Here is a 15,568-nt window from a genome sequence, read left to right on the forward strand (position 1 = left end):
ATCTGAATGGTGAGCCGAAGTGCGTAAGCACTCGAGTTTTCAGCCTGCCAGGCTCGCAAAATCGCACAACCCTTCCACCCATGGCCTCACGGCCATTCGGCTCACGTGCGTAGCTCGACCTTACCAAGACCGAGCTAGTTTTACCCCAACATCTCAACATCAAACGGCCCAAAGGACCAACCATTTGCCTAACCCAGGCCAACGACTTGGCAGCACCGCCACGTAGGTCCGCATCTCCGAGGCGGACAAACCACTCCCGAGCTAGCAAACCAATCGAAGCACATCGATCCACCAACCCAACCGACGCCTGCACTCGGTCTTGGAAAGACCGAGCTACGTGTTTATCCCAACGACGGGCCCACTACTTTGCGGTGGCTTTGCTGGTTCGCTCCAACGCCAAATCCTTTGCCCCTTTGAGATCCAACTTGCCGGTACCGAGCAACGGGATCTCATCGACCTCGATGAACGAATCCGTTCCGGGGATGAAAAGGTTCGGCAACCCAGCCGCTCGCAAACCTTCTCGCATTTCGTCGACCGAAACCGCGGTGTGCTTGTGCAACACGATAATCCGTTCGCCCTTCTTTTCATCCGGTACCGCGGTGACGCATGCCCGCAATTGATCGTCCTCATCGCCCTCGCAAAGCATCTTCGCGATTTCCTCTTCGATCTTCAAATGCGGCACCATCTCGCCGCCGATCTTGGAGAACCGACTCAACCGCCCGGTGATGTGCAGGAAACCGTCCGCGTCGATGTGGGCAATGTCTCCCGTGCTGTACCATCCGTCGACGACCGCTTTTTCCGTCAACTCCTTTTGCCCGGCATAACCTCGCATCACGTTCGGACCGGTCACCAACAACATGCCGTCTTCGCCCGTCGACAATTCGCTGCCGTCGTCTGGCGACACAATCTTCGCCGAGATCCCAGGCAGCGGTCGGCCCACGCTGCCCTCCACGCGATCGGGTTGATACTTCGCCTGCGAACGCGACATCGGGATATTCACGCTCACCAACGGACTCATTTCCGTAGTCCCATAACCTTCGACCGGTCGGACGCCGAACTTCTTTTCGAACGCATCGAATAGATCGAGTGGCATCTTCTCGGCTCCAACGACGACCACGTCGAGCGTCTTGAACTGTTCCACCGTGACCCGCCGGAGATAGCCCCGCAAAAACGTGGGTGTCCCCAAAAGCACCGTGGCTTTGTATTTCTCGGACAGCTTTCCGATCTGCTTCGAATCGAGCGGATTGAAATGGTAGACACCGGCCGGACCGAGTGTTTGAGCCGCCCACAATGTCACCGCGTACCCGAACGAGTGGAAAAACGGCAGGATCCCGATCACGACATCTTCCTGGTCGAGCCGGATCGCTCGCTGGACCGCGTCGACGTTGTGGCTGACGTTCGCGTTGGACAGCAGAACCCCCTTGGGCATCCCGGTCGAGCCGCTGGTGAAAATCACCGTGAGCAGATCGTCACTCTTGACTTTGTTGAGCCCGAGGATCCAATCGAGCAACCACGACGGAACCACGGTGGCTTGGAGAGCAGCGATGATTTTGTCGAGCGTCGAGACCTTCTTCTTCAGCTCATCGAGCGAAACGACCTCCGCGTCGAGATCGAGATCGAGCTTCTCCATGAACCGATCGCTAGTCAAAACGTGTTTGACCCCAACGTCATGAATGCAGTGATTCATCACCTCACTCGTCACGGTGTAGTTTAGGTTCGCACTGACGCGGCGATCGGCGGCGAGAGCCACGTTCACCGCGACGGCACCGACACTCGGTGGCAACAACACACCAACAAACTGCTCGTCATCGGTGAACACTTCGCGGCGAAGACACCGACGCAGTGCCAAGGTGCGGATCAACAACGTGCGACCGCCGGCCTCGATTCCGAGTGAATCAGCGGCTTGCAGTCGTTTCCCCCGTCGTCGCCATTGTTTGAGAACTCGTCTGGCCAAGACAGGGAACTCTCGTCGGTTGTCGATCTGAGCCTGCGACCCGAGAGCTTGAACGCGGGTGCGGATCGTCGAGATCGGCGTGTCCGGCGGCAGAGGCTCGCCAACATACAACGTCACGGTGCGGCGAATTTTGTTCGGCCACTTCTTAAAGAAACGCCCGCCCGAGAAACTGAAGATGCTGCCCCAAAGTCCCTCGAGATAAACAGGAACGACCTGCGCGTCGGTCTTCTGAAGAATCTTTGTCATCCCCGGTCGGAACGCCTGCACCTGACCGGTTCGGGTGATCGTGCCCTCGGCGAAAATACCGATCACGTCGCCGTTGTTGAGACCTTCGCGGGCCGTTCGCAAGGCTCGCCCGATCGCTTTGGGGCCGCCCATCATGTAGATCGTGTCGAACGCTCGGCCGAGATAATCACCCAACCGCGACTTGAAGTTGCCACCGTCGACGACGAACCGAACGTTTCGCGGCAGCAGCCACAAAATGAGAATCCCGTCGATCCACGACACGTGATTGCTGACCACCATCACGCCGCCTTCCTTCGGCAGATTCTCCAACCCGACGGTTCGACCGCGATAAAGCGTGCCTAGAATCGGCCGAAAAATCCCGCGGACGAATAGCCGCGGGTGTTGGTAAGCCATGTAAACGCAAATCGCAATAATGACTGCGATGATCAGCAACGTGATAGTCAGCGGGGACAACATTCAAACTCCCGGGCGCGTGTCGGATTCATCCCGTGGCACGCGATTCTGGACAGTAGGGATTTCTAATTCACCAAAACGCATGATGATACCGATCTGGTGCCCTCGGCGCAGAGACCGATGCGCGAGATTTGTCCCGGTTCACCAAGAAATGTTCGACAGAAAACCGCCACCGGTTGCCGGGGGATCGGAATTTCGGCGCGAGATGATACGATTCATCGATCGGACGTCTTGCTGTCTCCGCACGAACCCCACTGAGCAGTTTATTCATCATGAGCGATCCATCCGCTAACGAAGAATCCGAATCACGCGTCAAACCGCTAACCGCGGTCGCCCGCCGATGCCTCGCTGTGCTGGTCGAAAAAGCGAAAACGACCCCGGATAGCTATCCGTTGAGCTTGGCGGGAATCATCACCGGTTGCAACCAAAAGTCGAACCGTGATCCCAAAATGGACGTCGACGAAGGAGACGCATTGCGGGCACTCGACGAACTCCGCGAAGCCGGCGCGGTCCGCGAAATTCAAGGCAGCGGCCGGGTGACCAAATACCGACACGCCGCCTACGAATGGTTCGACGTCGACAGCCCCGGCGCGGCCATCATGACGGAACTGCTGCTGCGTGGGCCGCAAACCCTCGGTGAACTGCGAACACGCGCCTCGCGAATGCACCCGTTCGTGGACCTCAGCGCCGTGCAGGCCGAAGTCAATGCGTTGGTCGAAAAAGACCTCGTCTTTGCCGTCACTCCACCCGGACGCGGCCAGACTTTCGCCCATACCCTCTACACACCCGCCGAGCGTCAACACATCGCGGCGAAAGTGGAAAAGCAAGCCGCGACGGCAGGCTCGACCGTCCCCGCGACCGCTCCCGGATCGGCCGCGAACGAAGGCAAGATCGACAAGATCCAACAACGCCTCGACGACGTCACCGCTCGCCTCGAAGCCCTCGAAAAGAAACTCGCTGACCTCGAGTCCTAGAACGTTTTCAAAAACGACGTAGCTGGATTGAACATGTCAGTGTTCGAATCCACTGGGGTAACAACACTCGCCAAGAGTTTGTCGATTTAATCGTTTAGCGGGCAGCCGTAGGCGACCTACTTGCCACTGCACGTCGCCTACGGCTACCGGCTAAACGAAAACAGGTTGACTCTTGATTAAATCAACACCCCCCGAAGAGTTTCGGCGTGCCTCGTGCAATCGCCGAAAGTCTTGGCGACTTTCGCTACGGATGATCAGGCTCGTCAGATTTTTGGATGGCCCAATGAAACGTTTTCTATCGAGCGCGACCTCATTTCTAGCCCTCTTTGGTCGAAACGGACTCGACCGTGGGCAATCCGTTCAACGTGGCCACCATCTCGACCGCGTTGGCATCGGTTTTTGGAACGATTCGATACACCAACTCCATCGCGCCGCCACGGCGTGTCGTTTGGGCTGACACCAACTGATGGCTTTCGGCGAACTGTTCCAGCGCCGGCTCCCATCCTTCGGTGGAACTCAAACCAACGACCATGTTCAGCCGCCACGCTTTCGTCTTGCTGCTGCCGCGTGATTCACCGCTGGTACGACTGGGTTCGGTGCGATTGAACTGGCTCGCCAAGGCGACGAAGCAAAGCCCGAAACCGGCGACCCAGTACTGACCGGCACCGACGGCCATTCCGACCACGACCGCAGCCAAAACGAACGCCACGTCGCGCGTCGCCGGCACCGCGGTCCGGAACCGAACGATCGACAACGCACCGACCAGGCTGAACGCCCGAGCGATATTGTCGCCAATGATCTGCGTCGCCATCGCGATCAGAATGCTCATCAAGATCAACGTCAACGTCAACGTGTCCGGGGAATCCGCGGGCCGTTGACGTCCGGCCAACCATGCAACCACGCACCCGCACAACCACGCCAGTGCCAACCGAGTGACCAGCACAGGAAGGTTGGGATCCACCTGAGTCGTCGTGACGCTCGTGAACCATTCAGGCATTGCTCATCTGCTCCGTCGCATGAGTGCGGTGAAAAGCGGCGTCGGGAATCGCTGGCCTCGCCACCCCGGTGTGGGCTCGGTCCGTTCGTCTCAATTGATGCTTCATCGCGGTACGAAATTTCGAGAACCGCGTGCCAGGAATCGGAAAACTCCGCAGCAACTCTTTGAACAGATGCGGCATCTGTTTTTCAAACTTCAGCTCGAGAATCTCAAACTCACCGATCGACCGAAAACCGCTGCGGGCGTCATCACCATAAACATCACCGGGCATCGCAACGCTCCACCCACGAGGCGAACGGGCCACCATGTTGCTGTCGATGGTCAGTCGCAAATTCTCGCCGTTGACCATCGAAGTTCGTGCGAATCGCCGGTACGCAATTTCTGTCGCCGGGAACAAACGTCGCTCCGCGATTCGTTTCAAGAACCAATCGCCACACCAAGGCTCACCAGACGATTGGTCCGATGCCACTACGCTGCCACCGGACTGCCGCGATAATTCGAGAACCTGTGCGGCGAAGTCCGATTCGAAAACGGCGGAGCGATTCTTTCGCACGACCATGTTCTTTTTGCGTTTGGTTTCGAGTACCAACATCTCGTCGCTGCCGTACCGGCGAACGCGATGTTTCGCTTTGCCAATCACACCGGTGCGATGATACAGATCGTAGTCGGGCGTATCGAGGTAGAGCGAATGGATGTCGTAACTATTGCTGCCATCGGAGGCACTGTTTTCATCGACACCGAGTCGGTCGATCGCCCAGTCCCTCACCTGTTCGGACAAATCCGCGTCGAGCATGAACTTCATCTCGACGCGTCGCAGCCTAGGATTCGCGTAGGTCACTTGGAAGCCTCCTTCAACAAAAACGCACCACGACTGTCCGCGAACGCCTTCAAATTCATCGCGCCGTGGCCGCGTTGCGGAACGGCCTCGTGAGCGGGACTGGTCGATTCGGACATCACGGACGTGAACTGTTCGAACGTCGACAGACTTCGCGTTTCCGCTTTGACCGCATCTTCGATTAGCGAACGTTGCTGCTCGACAAACGGTCCGAGGTTGTTCCAGTTCAGATCATTCTCGGCGAGCTCACGGAGGTTGCTCAGATACTGCTCGCGGTACTTAGGAACAGCCAACACTTTACTGCGTAGCGGTTTGCTGGCGTCGTTCAGGCCGATCAACGGATCGAGTTCGACCGGTGAGGCGGTGTTGTCGCGTTCGCCCTGCTCGGGGCCTCCACCTCGTCGACCTCCACGACCTCGGCCGCCCATGCCCGGACCACCTGCCCCGCGGAACGCTTCGTTCATATCGTGAGGGATGAAGTGAAACACGTCGTCCTTATCCAAAAACATGCTGTAGTCGCTCGCCCGAATCCAATAGCCGTCCGAGTTAATCAGTCCATTGTCGAGAGCCAAGAACCACAACAATTCGTCAACGTCGACGATCGGCTCGAGAGCAGCGGGCAGGTCCGCGGTCGGCGTTTCTTCGAGGACGCGGCACAGTTCGATCAGTTTGGCGAGATCTTTGTCGTCGCCCGATTTTTGCTCATACGGGTGCTGATAGTTCGTAGGATCAGGACCACGGTAATCGAGCCCACCGCCCCCGCGAGGCGATCCGCTGACTTTCCATCGGGCTCCCTTGCCACTGCCATAATTCTCTTTCAAGAACGCTTTGTTGAATTGCTGAACGTTGCTGTAGACGCCCCAGTACTCGCCGTTGATGACAACGCGAACCAAGTTCGACTTGGGGACAACCATATGTTTTCCGGCAATCCGCGAGTACAAGACGGTGCTAAGCAGCGAGGCGTCGCCGTTGCAGTTGAGCAGGTTGAGCGTCTTGTACCCGAGCACGCGTTGGTCTTCGTTGGCCATGTCGACCGAAACGTTGAGCGAACGCTTGTATCCCGAAGGCACCATCCCGTACGACGACGCACCGCGGAAACGAATCCCGCAATTGGGATACTCTTCACCGTCCACCGTCAACGTTGCCGCAACATCGACATCGGTGTTGTGAAAGTCTTCCATCTCCGACTCCCAATCGTCGTTGGCAAAGTCGATGAAGATGGTTCGCAGCACCGAGGTATCGTAGAGCTCGTTGTCGAGCGGTTTGACGGATGACTTTTCGATCTTCTCTCCCGGTTTGGCTTCCGGACGATTGCCACCGCGTCCGCCCATCGGTCCGCCGGGACCTCCCGGTCCACCACGACCTCCGCGTCCGCCAAATCCACCACGGCCTCGCTCACCTCGTTCGAAACCGCCACGGTCAAAGCCGCCCCGATCTCGGCCACCCTGATCTCGCCCTCGCTGATCTGGGCCGCCACGATCTGGGCCGCCACGATCTGGGCCGCCACGATCTGGGCCGCCACGATCTGGGCCGCCGCGATCTGGGCCACCGCGATCAAACCGGCCCTCGTCTCCTTCTGGGCCGAACTCAGGCGGAGGCCCAAATCCGGGTGGCGGGCCGAATCCTTCCGGTGGCCCACCAAATCCGCCGGGTCCACCCGGTCCGCCCGGTCCGCCGGGTCCGCCGGGTCCGCCGGGTCCGCCGGGTCCGCCGGGTCCGCCGGGTCCGCCGGGTCCACCAAACCCGCCCTGGCCGCCGGGGCCACCTGGCCCTCCAGGCCCGCCAAAGCCTCCTCGCTGGGCCGGGTTTTCTTTGACGTATTCTCTCGCCGATCGCCGTTCCGCCTCGTCCAACCATCCGTTTTGGTCGGTATCAAACTGGTCGAGAATTTCTCTTTCCTCACCGCCCATTCCCGGCGGTTGTGCGAGAGTGAAGGTGGCCGCAGCGACGACACCGAGAGCAAAAACAATCAAACCGACACGGGACAACATCAGGGGCTTCTCAACGGAACGGGGACTAGAAGGATCGCAGCCCTGCCCTCCTTTTGATGCCCTCTTTCGATAAACACCAAAACGGCTCACGCCGCTGTGGCCATCACCGAGGCCACGATTCACGCAGGAAACAGCGATCGAAATCAATCTGCTGTTGAACCAGTTGCGTGGCAGCCGACAAACCGCCACCAAAAATTAACATTTCTCCCGCGCCGCAAAACGCGACCTGGGCTTTGGATCGGCGCCACCCTGAAATCGCGACGAGAGAGAGAGCCTGCCAGAGAGAGGCATGTGGAAATCGCCGCGTTTTGAGATATAAAGCCGCCCCGATCGGGCGGGCAGGGCAGCTACCGGCTAAGGTCGCTCGAACGTTAGAAGGACATACGCTTCGCGTACAAACCCCTAAACGCAAAATGCCCCGAATGGTCGAGGTGTAGGCCGGCCTAGAGGCGGGACATGATCGCTCCTCCGCCCCGTGGATGGCACCATCCGGCCATCGTTGGAGTCAAGGCTTTAGCCGATTGGTGTTTCGGTCGATGGGCGGCACCATCCGACCTCTCATGGGTGGCACCATCCAACCTCTCATTCTCTTTAAGAACCGGTTAATTCAAGAAAAATAGTGGGGGGCGACGGTGTGTTTCCGTAAATACCCTGTAAGCTGTGTTTTACCCCGTCGGCTGTTTGTGACCTATCTAACTCCGTCACCGAAAACCAAGTAATCCACTCACTTGGTTCAATTGACGATCAACTCGTGGAAATAAGAGATTTGGAATGTTCTCCAACAAACTAAGAACGATGCTTCACGCACTCCGGGTTGCGGCATTCGTGCTTCTTCTAGCGGCTGAATGCCAATCGTCGGTAATCACCATTGTTGATATGAATGCAGATGGGAACCCCTCTTCAGGAGCCGAACTCGAGGGAACCGTCGGAGGTAACGGAACTGATGGAACTAGCTCCTTTGCTATTAACACGGCGCCCTCCTCGGTCCAGGTCGGCTCAACATCCGCTCGGTTCACAGTCTCCAACGTCGACTTGAATGATGACAATTCTTTCAATGAGTCTTTCGTTTTTGATCTCACTTTCTCCTCTCCCAACGATATAAACTTCACCACTTCACTAGAAACAATGGGATTAGGGGGCGACGGACAGATCACGCTGGGCGAGTCATTCACAATGACATTCGACATCGTTTCCGATACATCAGCGACTCATGATGTTGTCTTTGATGGAGTCAGCGAAGTTGATTTCATCAATCTCGCCGATACCGATCTCAGCATTACAAGTATGTCTGGTGGAACGACAATTACACTTGTCGGTGGTAGCACGCCGCTAGGTGGTTTGTACGTCAACCCAACTTTCGAGTACTCCAACACGGGGGACCTGGCTGATTCCGGGACTTTTGAAGATTGGAGCGTTCAGTTCAGCACAATAACGGCAACTGCCGTTCCAGAACCATCGTCGCTCGCATTGCTAGGAGTAATTGCGGGGGTAGTCACCCTTCGGAATCGTCGAAGATTGGCGAAAGTGAATTAGGGTAGGACCTAGCCCAAGATGGATAGTTCCACGCCAAGGCAAATCAGTTTTTGAGATTGGATAGGGTCCACATGAGTTCGCTTGTCTTGGGTTCAGATGATAGGGGGGCCTTAGATGTGCTTCCCCTCCAAGGTAACGCAACGCCTTCAAGGTCGCGTTCGGTAAGCGTTTCAAGCTCACGGCATTATGAGTAGGAATATTAGAGAGAGTTGTTCATCGCGCCCCGCAGCCACTCCCACCGTTGGAGTCAAGGCTTTAGCCGATCGCGGCCTGATCCCAAGTCACCATTCATCACACCGAACTCAAGTCCATCATTCGGCGCGTCATCTCGCTGAGTGAGGGTAAAGTCGGCTAAAGCCTTCACTCCAACGGTATTCAGATCATGCCGCGTGAATCGGAAACGATGTATCGCTGGCGGAGTTTGACGGACGAGCAGCGACGTCAGACGCTCGAACAGCGTCGCCAGTATCAACAGCCTTGGCACAGCATCCCGCATCGCAGTGACGAGACGCGAACGGTTTACATGCTTACCGCTGCATGCTTCGAGCACGTTCCCGTCATCGGCGAGTCTCCCGACCGCATGGCGAAGTTCGAAGCGGACCTTGTTCGTGTGCTTGGCGAGAACTGCACGCAAATCTACGCGTGGACCGTGCTGCCCAACCACTACCACGCGCTCGTTCAAACCCAGGAAATCCAGAGCCTGCTCAAGCAACTCGGCAAACTGCATGGCCGCACCTCGTTCGACTGGAACGGCGATGATGAAACTCGCGGGCGGCAAGTTTGGTGCAACACCGCGGAAACCGTGATGAAGTCCGAGGGGCACTTTCATGCCTCGACCAATTACGTTTTGCATAACGCGGTCAAGCACGGGTACTGCGAAAAATGGACGGAGTGGCCGTACTGCAACGCACGCGAATATCTTGAATCCGTTGGACGTGAGAAAGCCTTGCGAATCTGGAAGTCATACCCGATCGATGATTACGGGAATGACTGGGATCCGGCGGAGTTTTAGCGGAATGTGGGGGCCGTGAAATACGATGGGGTGTGACTTGGTCGGCTAAAGCCTTCACTCCAACGGTTTCTGGCCTGCTCCTGTACTGGCTCGGCGGATCAGGGGGAAACCAATCGTGTCTCGCCAGCCGCCTCCCAGACCGCGACCGCTGCACTGGCGTTCACCATGTTTTTGATGCGTGGCATTTCGGCCGCATTTGGCTTTGCAATCGCAAGGCGGTGATGCACAATTTCTTTTAGTCTATACTTTGTGACTGAAATCGATGCACCCGCGTTCGGTATCCTGAACGCGCCCGCCTTGCCCCCGCCCCGGTCGACCGACAGCCGACGTGAATCGTTCGCTGCTCGTCGCCACCACACCTACCCGCCGCTGAAAATATGAAACGCATTTGCCGTTGCATCCCCGCCGAGCGACTCGCCCGGCTCGGGAGTGTGCTGCTTCTCACGCTCGCTATTGGTTCTGTTCTTGATCCTCATCGTGCCGGTGCCGACGAGTCCTTTGCGTTCCAAAAAGACGACGTCGTTGCAATCTACGGCAACGGTTTGGCCGACCGAATGCAGCATTCACCGTGGGTGGAAACGTTCCTTCAGTGCCAAACCCAAGGGCTCGACGTTCGCTTTCGAAACATGAGTTTTTCGGGCGACATGGTCAACAAGAAACCCCGCAGCAAAGGGTTCACCAACGATGACGAATACCTACAGCACGTCGCACCGAGCGTCGTCTTCACCTTTTACGGGTACAACGAATCGTTCGCCGGACCAGAAGGAGCCGACGCCTATCGGCAAGAACTCATCAAACTCGTCCAACGCTATCGTGGACTGATGCAGGAGCAAGGCAAGGAAGTTCGCTTCGTGCTCTTCAGCCCAATCGCGTATCAAAACCTGGGCGATCGCAATCTGCCCGAAGGCACCGACCTGAACACCAACCTGGCCATCTACACCGAGGCAACGGCGAAAGCCGCCGAGGATGCGGGCGTTTCGTTCGTGGACCTATTCACACCGACTCGCCGGCTGTTCGCTAGCACATCCGAACCGTACACGCTCAACGGCATTCACTTAAACGCCAAAGGATACGAGAAACTCGCCGAGATCATCACGGACGCTCTGACCGGCACGACGCTCACGCAGACATCCAACATCAGCAAAGTTTATGACGCCGTGCAAGACAAAAACTGGCACTGGCACAATCGCTACCGAGCCACCGATGGCAATGACATTTGGGGATCCCGCTCGACGTTGACTTTTGTTGACGGACAGAGCAACGCGGACGTGCTCAAACACGAACTCGAGATGCTCGACGTGATGACGGCCAACCGCGACGAAGCCATTTGGGCAGCGGTCGCCGGAAAGCAACACGTCGTTGACGACAGCAACGTACCTCCTCCGGTCGAAGTCATCTCGAACATCGGCGGTGGCAGTCGCAGTTCGAGCGCAAAGAAGGAAGGCAACATCGACTACCTGACGCCGGAAGAGTCGATCACAAAGATGAACGCCCCCGAAGGATACGAATTAAACGTCTTCGCATCCGAGGTGCAGTTCCCCGACCTCGCCAATCCGGTGCAAATGCAAGTCGACGGGCACGGCCGGTTGTGGGTCGCGAGTTGGAACTCCTATCCGAAATGGGAACCCGGCACGGAACTCAAAGACAGCCTCATGATCCTGGAGGACACCGACAACGACGGCAAAGCGGACTCGCGAAAGATCTTTGCGACCGTTCACAATCCGCTCGGTTTCGAATTCTGGGGTGGCGGCGTGATCGTAACGTCCGGCCCCGATCTGCTGTTTCTCAAAGACACCGACGGCGACGACAAAGCCGACGTGCGTCAGGTGTTGCTGCAGGGACTCGGCACGTCGGACACTCACCACGCGGCCAACAATTTGGTCTACGGTCCTGACGGTGGTATCTACTGGCAGAGCGGAATCTTCCTGGTCCACAACCACGAAACCCCGTGGAAGCAAAACCTGCATATCGGTGCCTCGGGCATGTACCGATTCGATCCACGGACGTTTGCCATCACGCCTCATGCCGCCAACAGCCCGAACCCGCACGGCACGAGTTTCGACTACTGGGGCTACTGCTATGCCAACGACGGCACCGGCGGTCGGTCGTACCAAGTGCGTCCCGAAGGCAAGGGATTCAAGATGCACACGTTGCTGACCAAAGAGTTCCGCCCCGTTGCCGCGAACGCGATTTTGTCATCGCAGCACTTCCCCGAGGAGATCCAAAACGATTTCCTCATCTGCAACACAATCGGGTTCCTAGGGGTCAAACAATATTCTCTCGATCGCGAGGGCGACGGTAAATCACGAAAGTTCGGCGAAGTCTGGGGCACGCCGGGGCTCGAACTGATCAACAGCGATGATCGCAACTTTCGCCCGACCGATGCGGTCGTCGGTGAAGACGGTGCGTTATACGTTTCGGATTGGCACAATGCCATCATCGGGCACATGCAACATAACATTCGTGACCCCAATCGCGATCACGCACACGGCCGTATCCTGCGTTTGACGGTCAAGGATCGTCCGCTGCAGGAACCGGTCAAGATCGCCGGGCAACCGATCGCTGCCCTCCTCGAAAACCTCAAACACCCGACCAACGGCGTTCGACACCGAACCCGCGTGGAACTCAGCGCGCGCGATTCCAACGAAGTGATTGCCGCCGCACAGACATGGTGTGCCGATTTCGATCCGAACGACGAAACGGAAGCCCACCATTTGCTCGAGGCCCTTTGGCTGCATCAGCAACACAACGTTCGAAACGAAGAACTGCTCGAGACGTTGCTCAGCTCGAATGTCAAACACGCTGCCATGGCTGCCAAAACGGTTAAACACTTTTGGGAGAACGTCGACACGACCGGAGGAAGCGGTTTCGCATCCGAGGCCGAAAGCGAGTTCGTCAAATTCTCGACACCGAAGCACCTCGATCGATCACTTCGCAAAACCTATCGCCTCGGCTCACAGGTCTATCAACGTGAATCACACTGCGCGACGTGTCACCTGACGCACGGCAAAGGGAACGAAACGGTTTACCCGTCGCTGGTCGACAGCCCCTGGGTTCTCGGCGACGAAGAACGCTTGATTAAATTGTCACTCCACGGCCTTTGGGGAAAACTCTCGGTTCACGGCAAGACGTTTGATCCTGCACGCGGCACCCCGCCGATGACCGCTTTCCGGTCACTACTGAGCGACAAAGAACTCGCCGCCGTGCTCACCTTTGTCCGCAACACATGGGGCAATGAAGCCTCCCCGATCAGTTCCCGTACGGTCAAACGTGTCCGCGAACAAACCGCCGGACGTTCCACGTTCTATAAACCCGCCGACCTGCTCGCCGAGCATCCGTTGGAACCCGAATTTGCCGATGCGGCAATGGCGGCCGCAGAAGAGTTCTCCAACGAACCTCTCGAAGCCGAACTGCTCGCGTCGTCGGCTGCTGAACTCGCTAGCGTTGCGATCGAACGCGGCAACGCGAAGCGAGGACAGAAGGTCTTCTACGAGTCATCGGCGGCATGCTTTGCGTGTCACGACCCTCCGGGCGGCGCTGCGAAATTCGGACCCGACCTGGCTCAAATGACCACCGCGTTAACGCCCGAACAACTGGTCGATGCGATCCTACGACCGTCTGTGTTGATCAACAAAGACTTCGCGCAGGTCAGTGTACTGACAGCCGACGGCGAATTGATTACCGGCATCCTGGTTTCCGAAACGGACGATGAGGTCGTTCTACGCAACGTCGCATCACCGGAACCGATCACGATCCCACAAGACGACGTCGAAGAGATCATCGAATCGAAAGTCTCGATGATGCCTGAGAACTTGGTCCGGCAACTCAAGAGCCGCAGCGAGTTCGATGACTTGGTAAAATACATCATCGACGTCCGCAGTAAGTAACCACGTCGCGACGCTCGTCGCCAATCGCGTGTTACTCGTTCGCTGTGATGATTCATGATCACGCGGATTACTCATTATCAAACGCCAACGCCGACGGGATCGATCCTCGTTGCGTGGCGTCCCACCGGAAGTCACGCCCGGCTCGAACAACCGGACGCCTTCGCGCAGAGACTCCACTAGCCCCTCGCCATGAATCCCATGTCTTCAATCAACGCCTGCTCCTCGGCAATCACCGCATGTTTGCTGAGTCTCGTTCTTTCCGTGCTCATTCCCGTTGCCGCATCGGCCGAAACCACTCCGCCCAACGTGGTGTTGATTCTGGCCGATGACATGGGCACGGGAGACGTTCATGCGTTGAACCCTGACTCGAAGATTCCAACCCCGCATCTCGATCGGCTCGCCGGCGAGGGTATGACGTACACCGACGCCCACACGCCTAGCAGCGTCTGCACACCGACACGGTATGGCTTGCTGACCGGACGCTACTGCTGGCGCACGAGACTCAAATCCGGTGTACTCAATGGTTACGGCGCCCCCTTGATGAAACCCGATCGGATCACGATCGCAGACATGCTGAAGAACGCTGGGTATCAAACGGGGATTGTTGGCAAGTGGCACCTCGGATTGGGATTCGCAAAGAACGGCAAGGAGTTCGATTTCACCCAACCGGTCAGCGACGGTGCACACACGCACGGATTCGAGTCCTCGTTCATCATTCCTGCTTCGCTCGACTTTCCGCCATACGTCTATATCCGCGACGGAGAGCTGACGCAGTTCCCGTCGCTGCCACAACCGGCCCGCGGCTTTCCCGAGTTCCTCCGCAAAGGCGAACGGTCGCCTGATCTCGTCATGGAAAATGTTCTCGACGACATCGCTCGCGAAGCAGGCTCGTACATCACAGAACAAGCGAAAACCGATACCCCCTTCTTTCTCTACGTGCCACTGACGGGGCCACACAAACCTGTGATTCCACACCCACGATATCGTGGCAAAACCGGCCTCGGCCCGTACGGCGACTTTGTGGTGCAAGTCGATGAAACCGTCGGCCAAATCATGCAGTCGATCGACGATGCGAAAGTCCGCGACAACACGATCGTGATCTACACCAGCGATAACGGTTCGTTCATGCGTTGCAGCGAAGACCCCGACTTTGTTGACCATGTCGAGGATCATTCGGTTCAGGAATACCGGGCCGACCATCACCGTGCCAACGGACCGTACCGTGGAACGAAGGCTGATATCTGGGAAGCCGGCCACCGCGTCCCGTTCTTCGTCCGTTGGCCTGACCATGTGCCTGCCGGCGAGAAATCAGCAGCAACAATTTGCCTGACCGACGTCTTCGCAACGCTCGCTGAAATCGCCGGTACCGAGGTTGACCCGAAAGCGGCCGAAGACAGCTACAGTTTCACGGCGACCTTCGACGGCAATTCGCTCGAGCGTCCCCCCGTCATCCATCACTCGGTCGGCGGCATGTTCGCGATCCGTGAAGGCAAATGGAAACTCGTTCTCGGAAACGGATCAGGTGGTCGTGAAGCTCCTCGTGGCAAGCGAGACAAACGGCCATACAAGCTCTTCGACCTCTCGACGGATATCGCGGAAACGAAAAACGTCATCGACGATCACCCGGAAGTCGCTGATCGCCTCGAGAAAGCCTGCATGGCGATCCGCAACCAAGGCATCTAAAGC

The 15,568-nt window shown here is 57.4% G+C and carries 9 protein-coding genes; 5 read left to right on the plus strand and 4 right to left on the minus strand.

Going from position 1 to position 15,568, the window contains the following annotated elements; translation table 11 throughout:
- Window positions 1-361: 361 nt before the first annotated feature.
- Window positions 362-2,656 carry an AMP-binding protein gene (locus RSSM_RS05340; RefSeq protein ID WP_008675382.1) on the minus strand — a complete coding sequence of 765 codons (2,295 nt, stop codon included), beginning with the start codon at window positions 2,654-2,656 and terminating at the stop codon, window positions 362-364.
- A 269-nt stretch (window positions 2,657-2,925) separates the two neighbouring features.
- On the opposite strand from RSSM_RS05340, the gene RSSM_RS05350 reads away from it, so the two are divergent.
- Window positions 2,926-3,627, plus strand: a complete 702-nt coding sequence (locus tag RSSM_RS05350; RefSeq protein WP_008675383.1) for a YceH family protein — start codon at window positions 2,926-2,928, stop codon at window positions 3,625-3,627.
- Between the two features lie 316 nt (window positions 3,628-3,943).
- Here RSSM_RS05350 and RSSM_RS05355 read toward each other — a convergent pair whose 3' ends face one another.
- The 3 genes from RSSM_RS05355 to RSSM_RS05365 are packed head-to-tail and all read right to left on the minus strand — an operon-like array spanning window position 3,944 to window position 7,450.
- Entirely contained in the window at window positions 3,944-4,624 is a 681-nt protein-coding gene (locus tag RSSM_RS05355) for a DUF4956 domain-containing protein (protein WP_008675384.1), read from the minus strand.
- Window positions 4,617-5,462, minus strand: coding sequence for a polyphosphate polymerase domain-containing protein (locus tag RSSM_RS05360; RefSeq protein ID WP_008675385.1), 846 nt, complete (start codon window positions 5,460-5,462; stop codon window positions 4,617-4,619). The genes RSSM_RS05355 and RSSM_RS05360 overlap by 8 nt, the downstream gene beginning before the upstream one ends.
- Window positions 5,459-7,450, minus strand: a complete 1,992-nt coding sequence (locus RSSM_RS05365; protein ID WP_008675387.1) for a CotH kinase family protein — start codon at window positions 7,448-7,450, stop codon at window positions 5,459-5,461. The genes RSSM_RS05360 and RSSM_RS05365 overlap by 4 nt, the downstream gene beginning before the upstream one ends.
- Before the next feature lie 795 nt (window positions 7,451-8,245).
- On the opposite strand from RSSM_RS05365, the gene RSSM_RS05370 reads away from it, so the two are divergent.
- The 4 genes from RSSM_RS05370 to RSSM_RS05390 all read left to right on the plus strand — a co-directional run bounded on the left by RSSM_RS05370 (window position 8,246) and on the right by RSSM_RS05390 (window position 15,565).
- The gene (locus RSSM_RS05370) at window positions 8,246-8,983 is read left to right on the plus strand and encodes a PEP-CTERM sorting domain-containing protein (RefSeq protein ID WP_160168091.1); all 738 of its coding nucleotides are present in this window, start codon (window positions 8,246-8,248) and stop codon (window positions 8,981-8,983) included.
- Window positions 8,984-9,365: 382 nt separating this feature from the next.
- Window positions 9,366-9,995 (plus strand): hypothetical protein, encoded by a 630-nt coding sequence (locus RSSM_RS05375; protein ID WP_008675390.1) that lies wholly within the window; start codon window positions 9,366-9,368, stop codon window positions 9,993-9,995.
- Window positions 9,996-10,372: 377 nt separating this feature from the next.
- Window positions 10,373-13,882, plus strand: a complete 3,510-nt coding sequence (locus tag RSSM_RS05385; RefSeq protein ID WP_008675395.1) for a PVC-type heme-binding CxxCH protein — start codon at window positions 10,373-10,375, stop codon at window positions 13,880-13,882.
- 198 nt (window positions 13,883-14,080) lie between these two features.
- Window positions 14,081-15,565, plus strand: coding sequence for a sulfatase family protein (locus RSSM_RS05390; protein WP_044301246.1), 1,485 nt, complete (start codon window positions 14,081-14,083; stop codon window positions 15,563-15,565).
- Window positions 15,566-15,568 lie beyond the last annotated feature (3 nt).

The organism is Aporhodopirellula sallentina SM41 (assembly GCF_000346505.1).
GTDB lineage: Bacteria > Planctomycetota > Planctomycetia > Pirellulales > Pirellulaceae > Rhodopirellula > Rhodopirellula sallentina.

Excerpts from the sequence above, each read along its gene's own strand:
- RSSM_RS05375 (WP_008675390.1), top strand. The coding sequence starts at position 9,366 with ATGCCGCGTGAATCGGAAACGATGTATCGCTGGCGGAGTTTGACGGAC.
- RSSM_RS05355 (WP_008675384.1), bottom strand. The coding sequence starts at position 4,624 with ATGCCTGAATGGTTCACGAGCGTCACGACGACTCAGGTGGATCCCAAC.
- RSSM_RS05340 (WP_008675382.1), bottom strand. The coding sequence starts at position 2,656 with ATGTTGTCCCCGCTGACTATCACGTTGCTGATCATCGCAGTCATTATT.
- RSSM_RS05365 (WP_008675387.1), bottom strand. The coding sequence starts at position 7,450 with ATGTTGTCCCGTGTCGGTTTGATTGTTTTTGCTCTCGGTGTCGTCGCT.
- RSSM_RS05385 (WP_008675395.1), top strand. The coding sequence starts at position 10,373 with ATGAAACGCATTTGCCGTTGCATCCCCGCCGAGCGACTCGCCCGGCTC.
- RSSM_RS05350 (WP_008675383.1), top strand. The coding sequence starts at position 2,926 with ATGAGCGATCCATCCGCTAACGAAGAATCCGAATCACGCGTCAAACCG.
- RSSM_RS05390 (WP_044301246.1), top strand. The coding sequence starts at position 14,081 with ATGTCTTCAATCAACGCCTGCTCCTCGGCAATCACCGCATGTTTGCTG.
- RSSM_RS05370 (WP_160168091.1), top strand. The coding sequence starts at position 8,246 with ATGCTTCACGCACTCCGGGTTGCGGCATTCGTGCTTCTTCTAGCGGCT.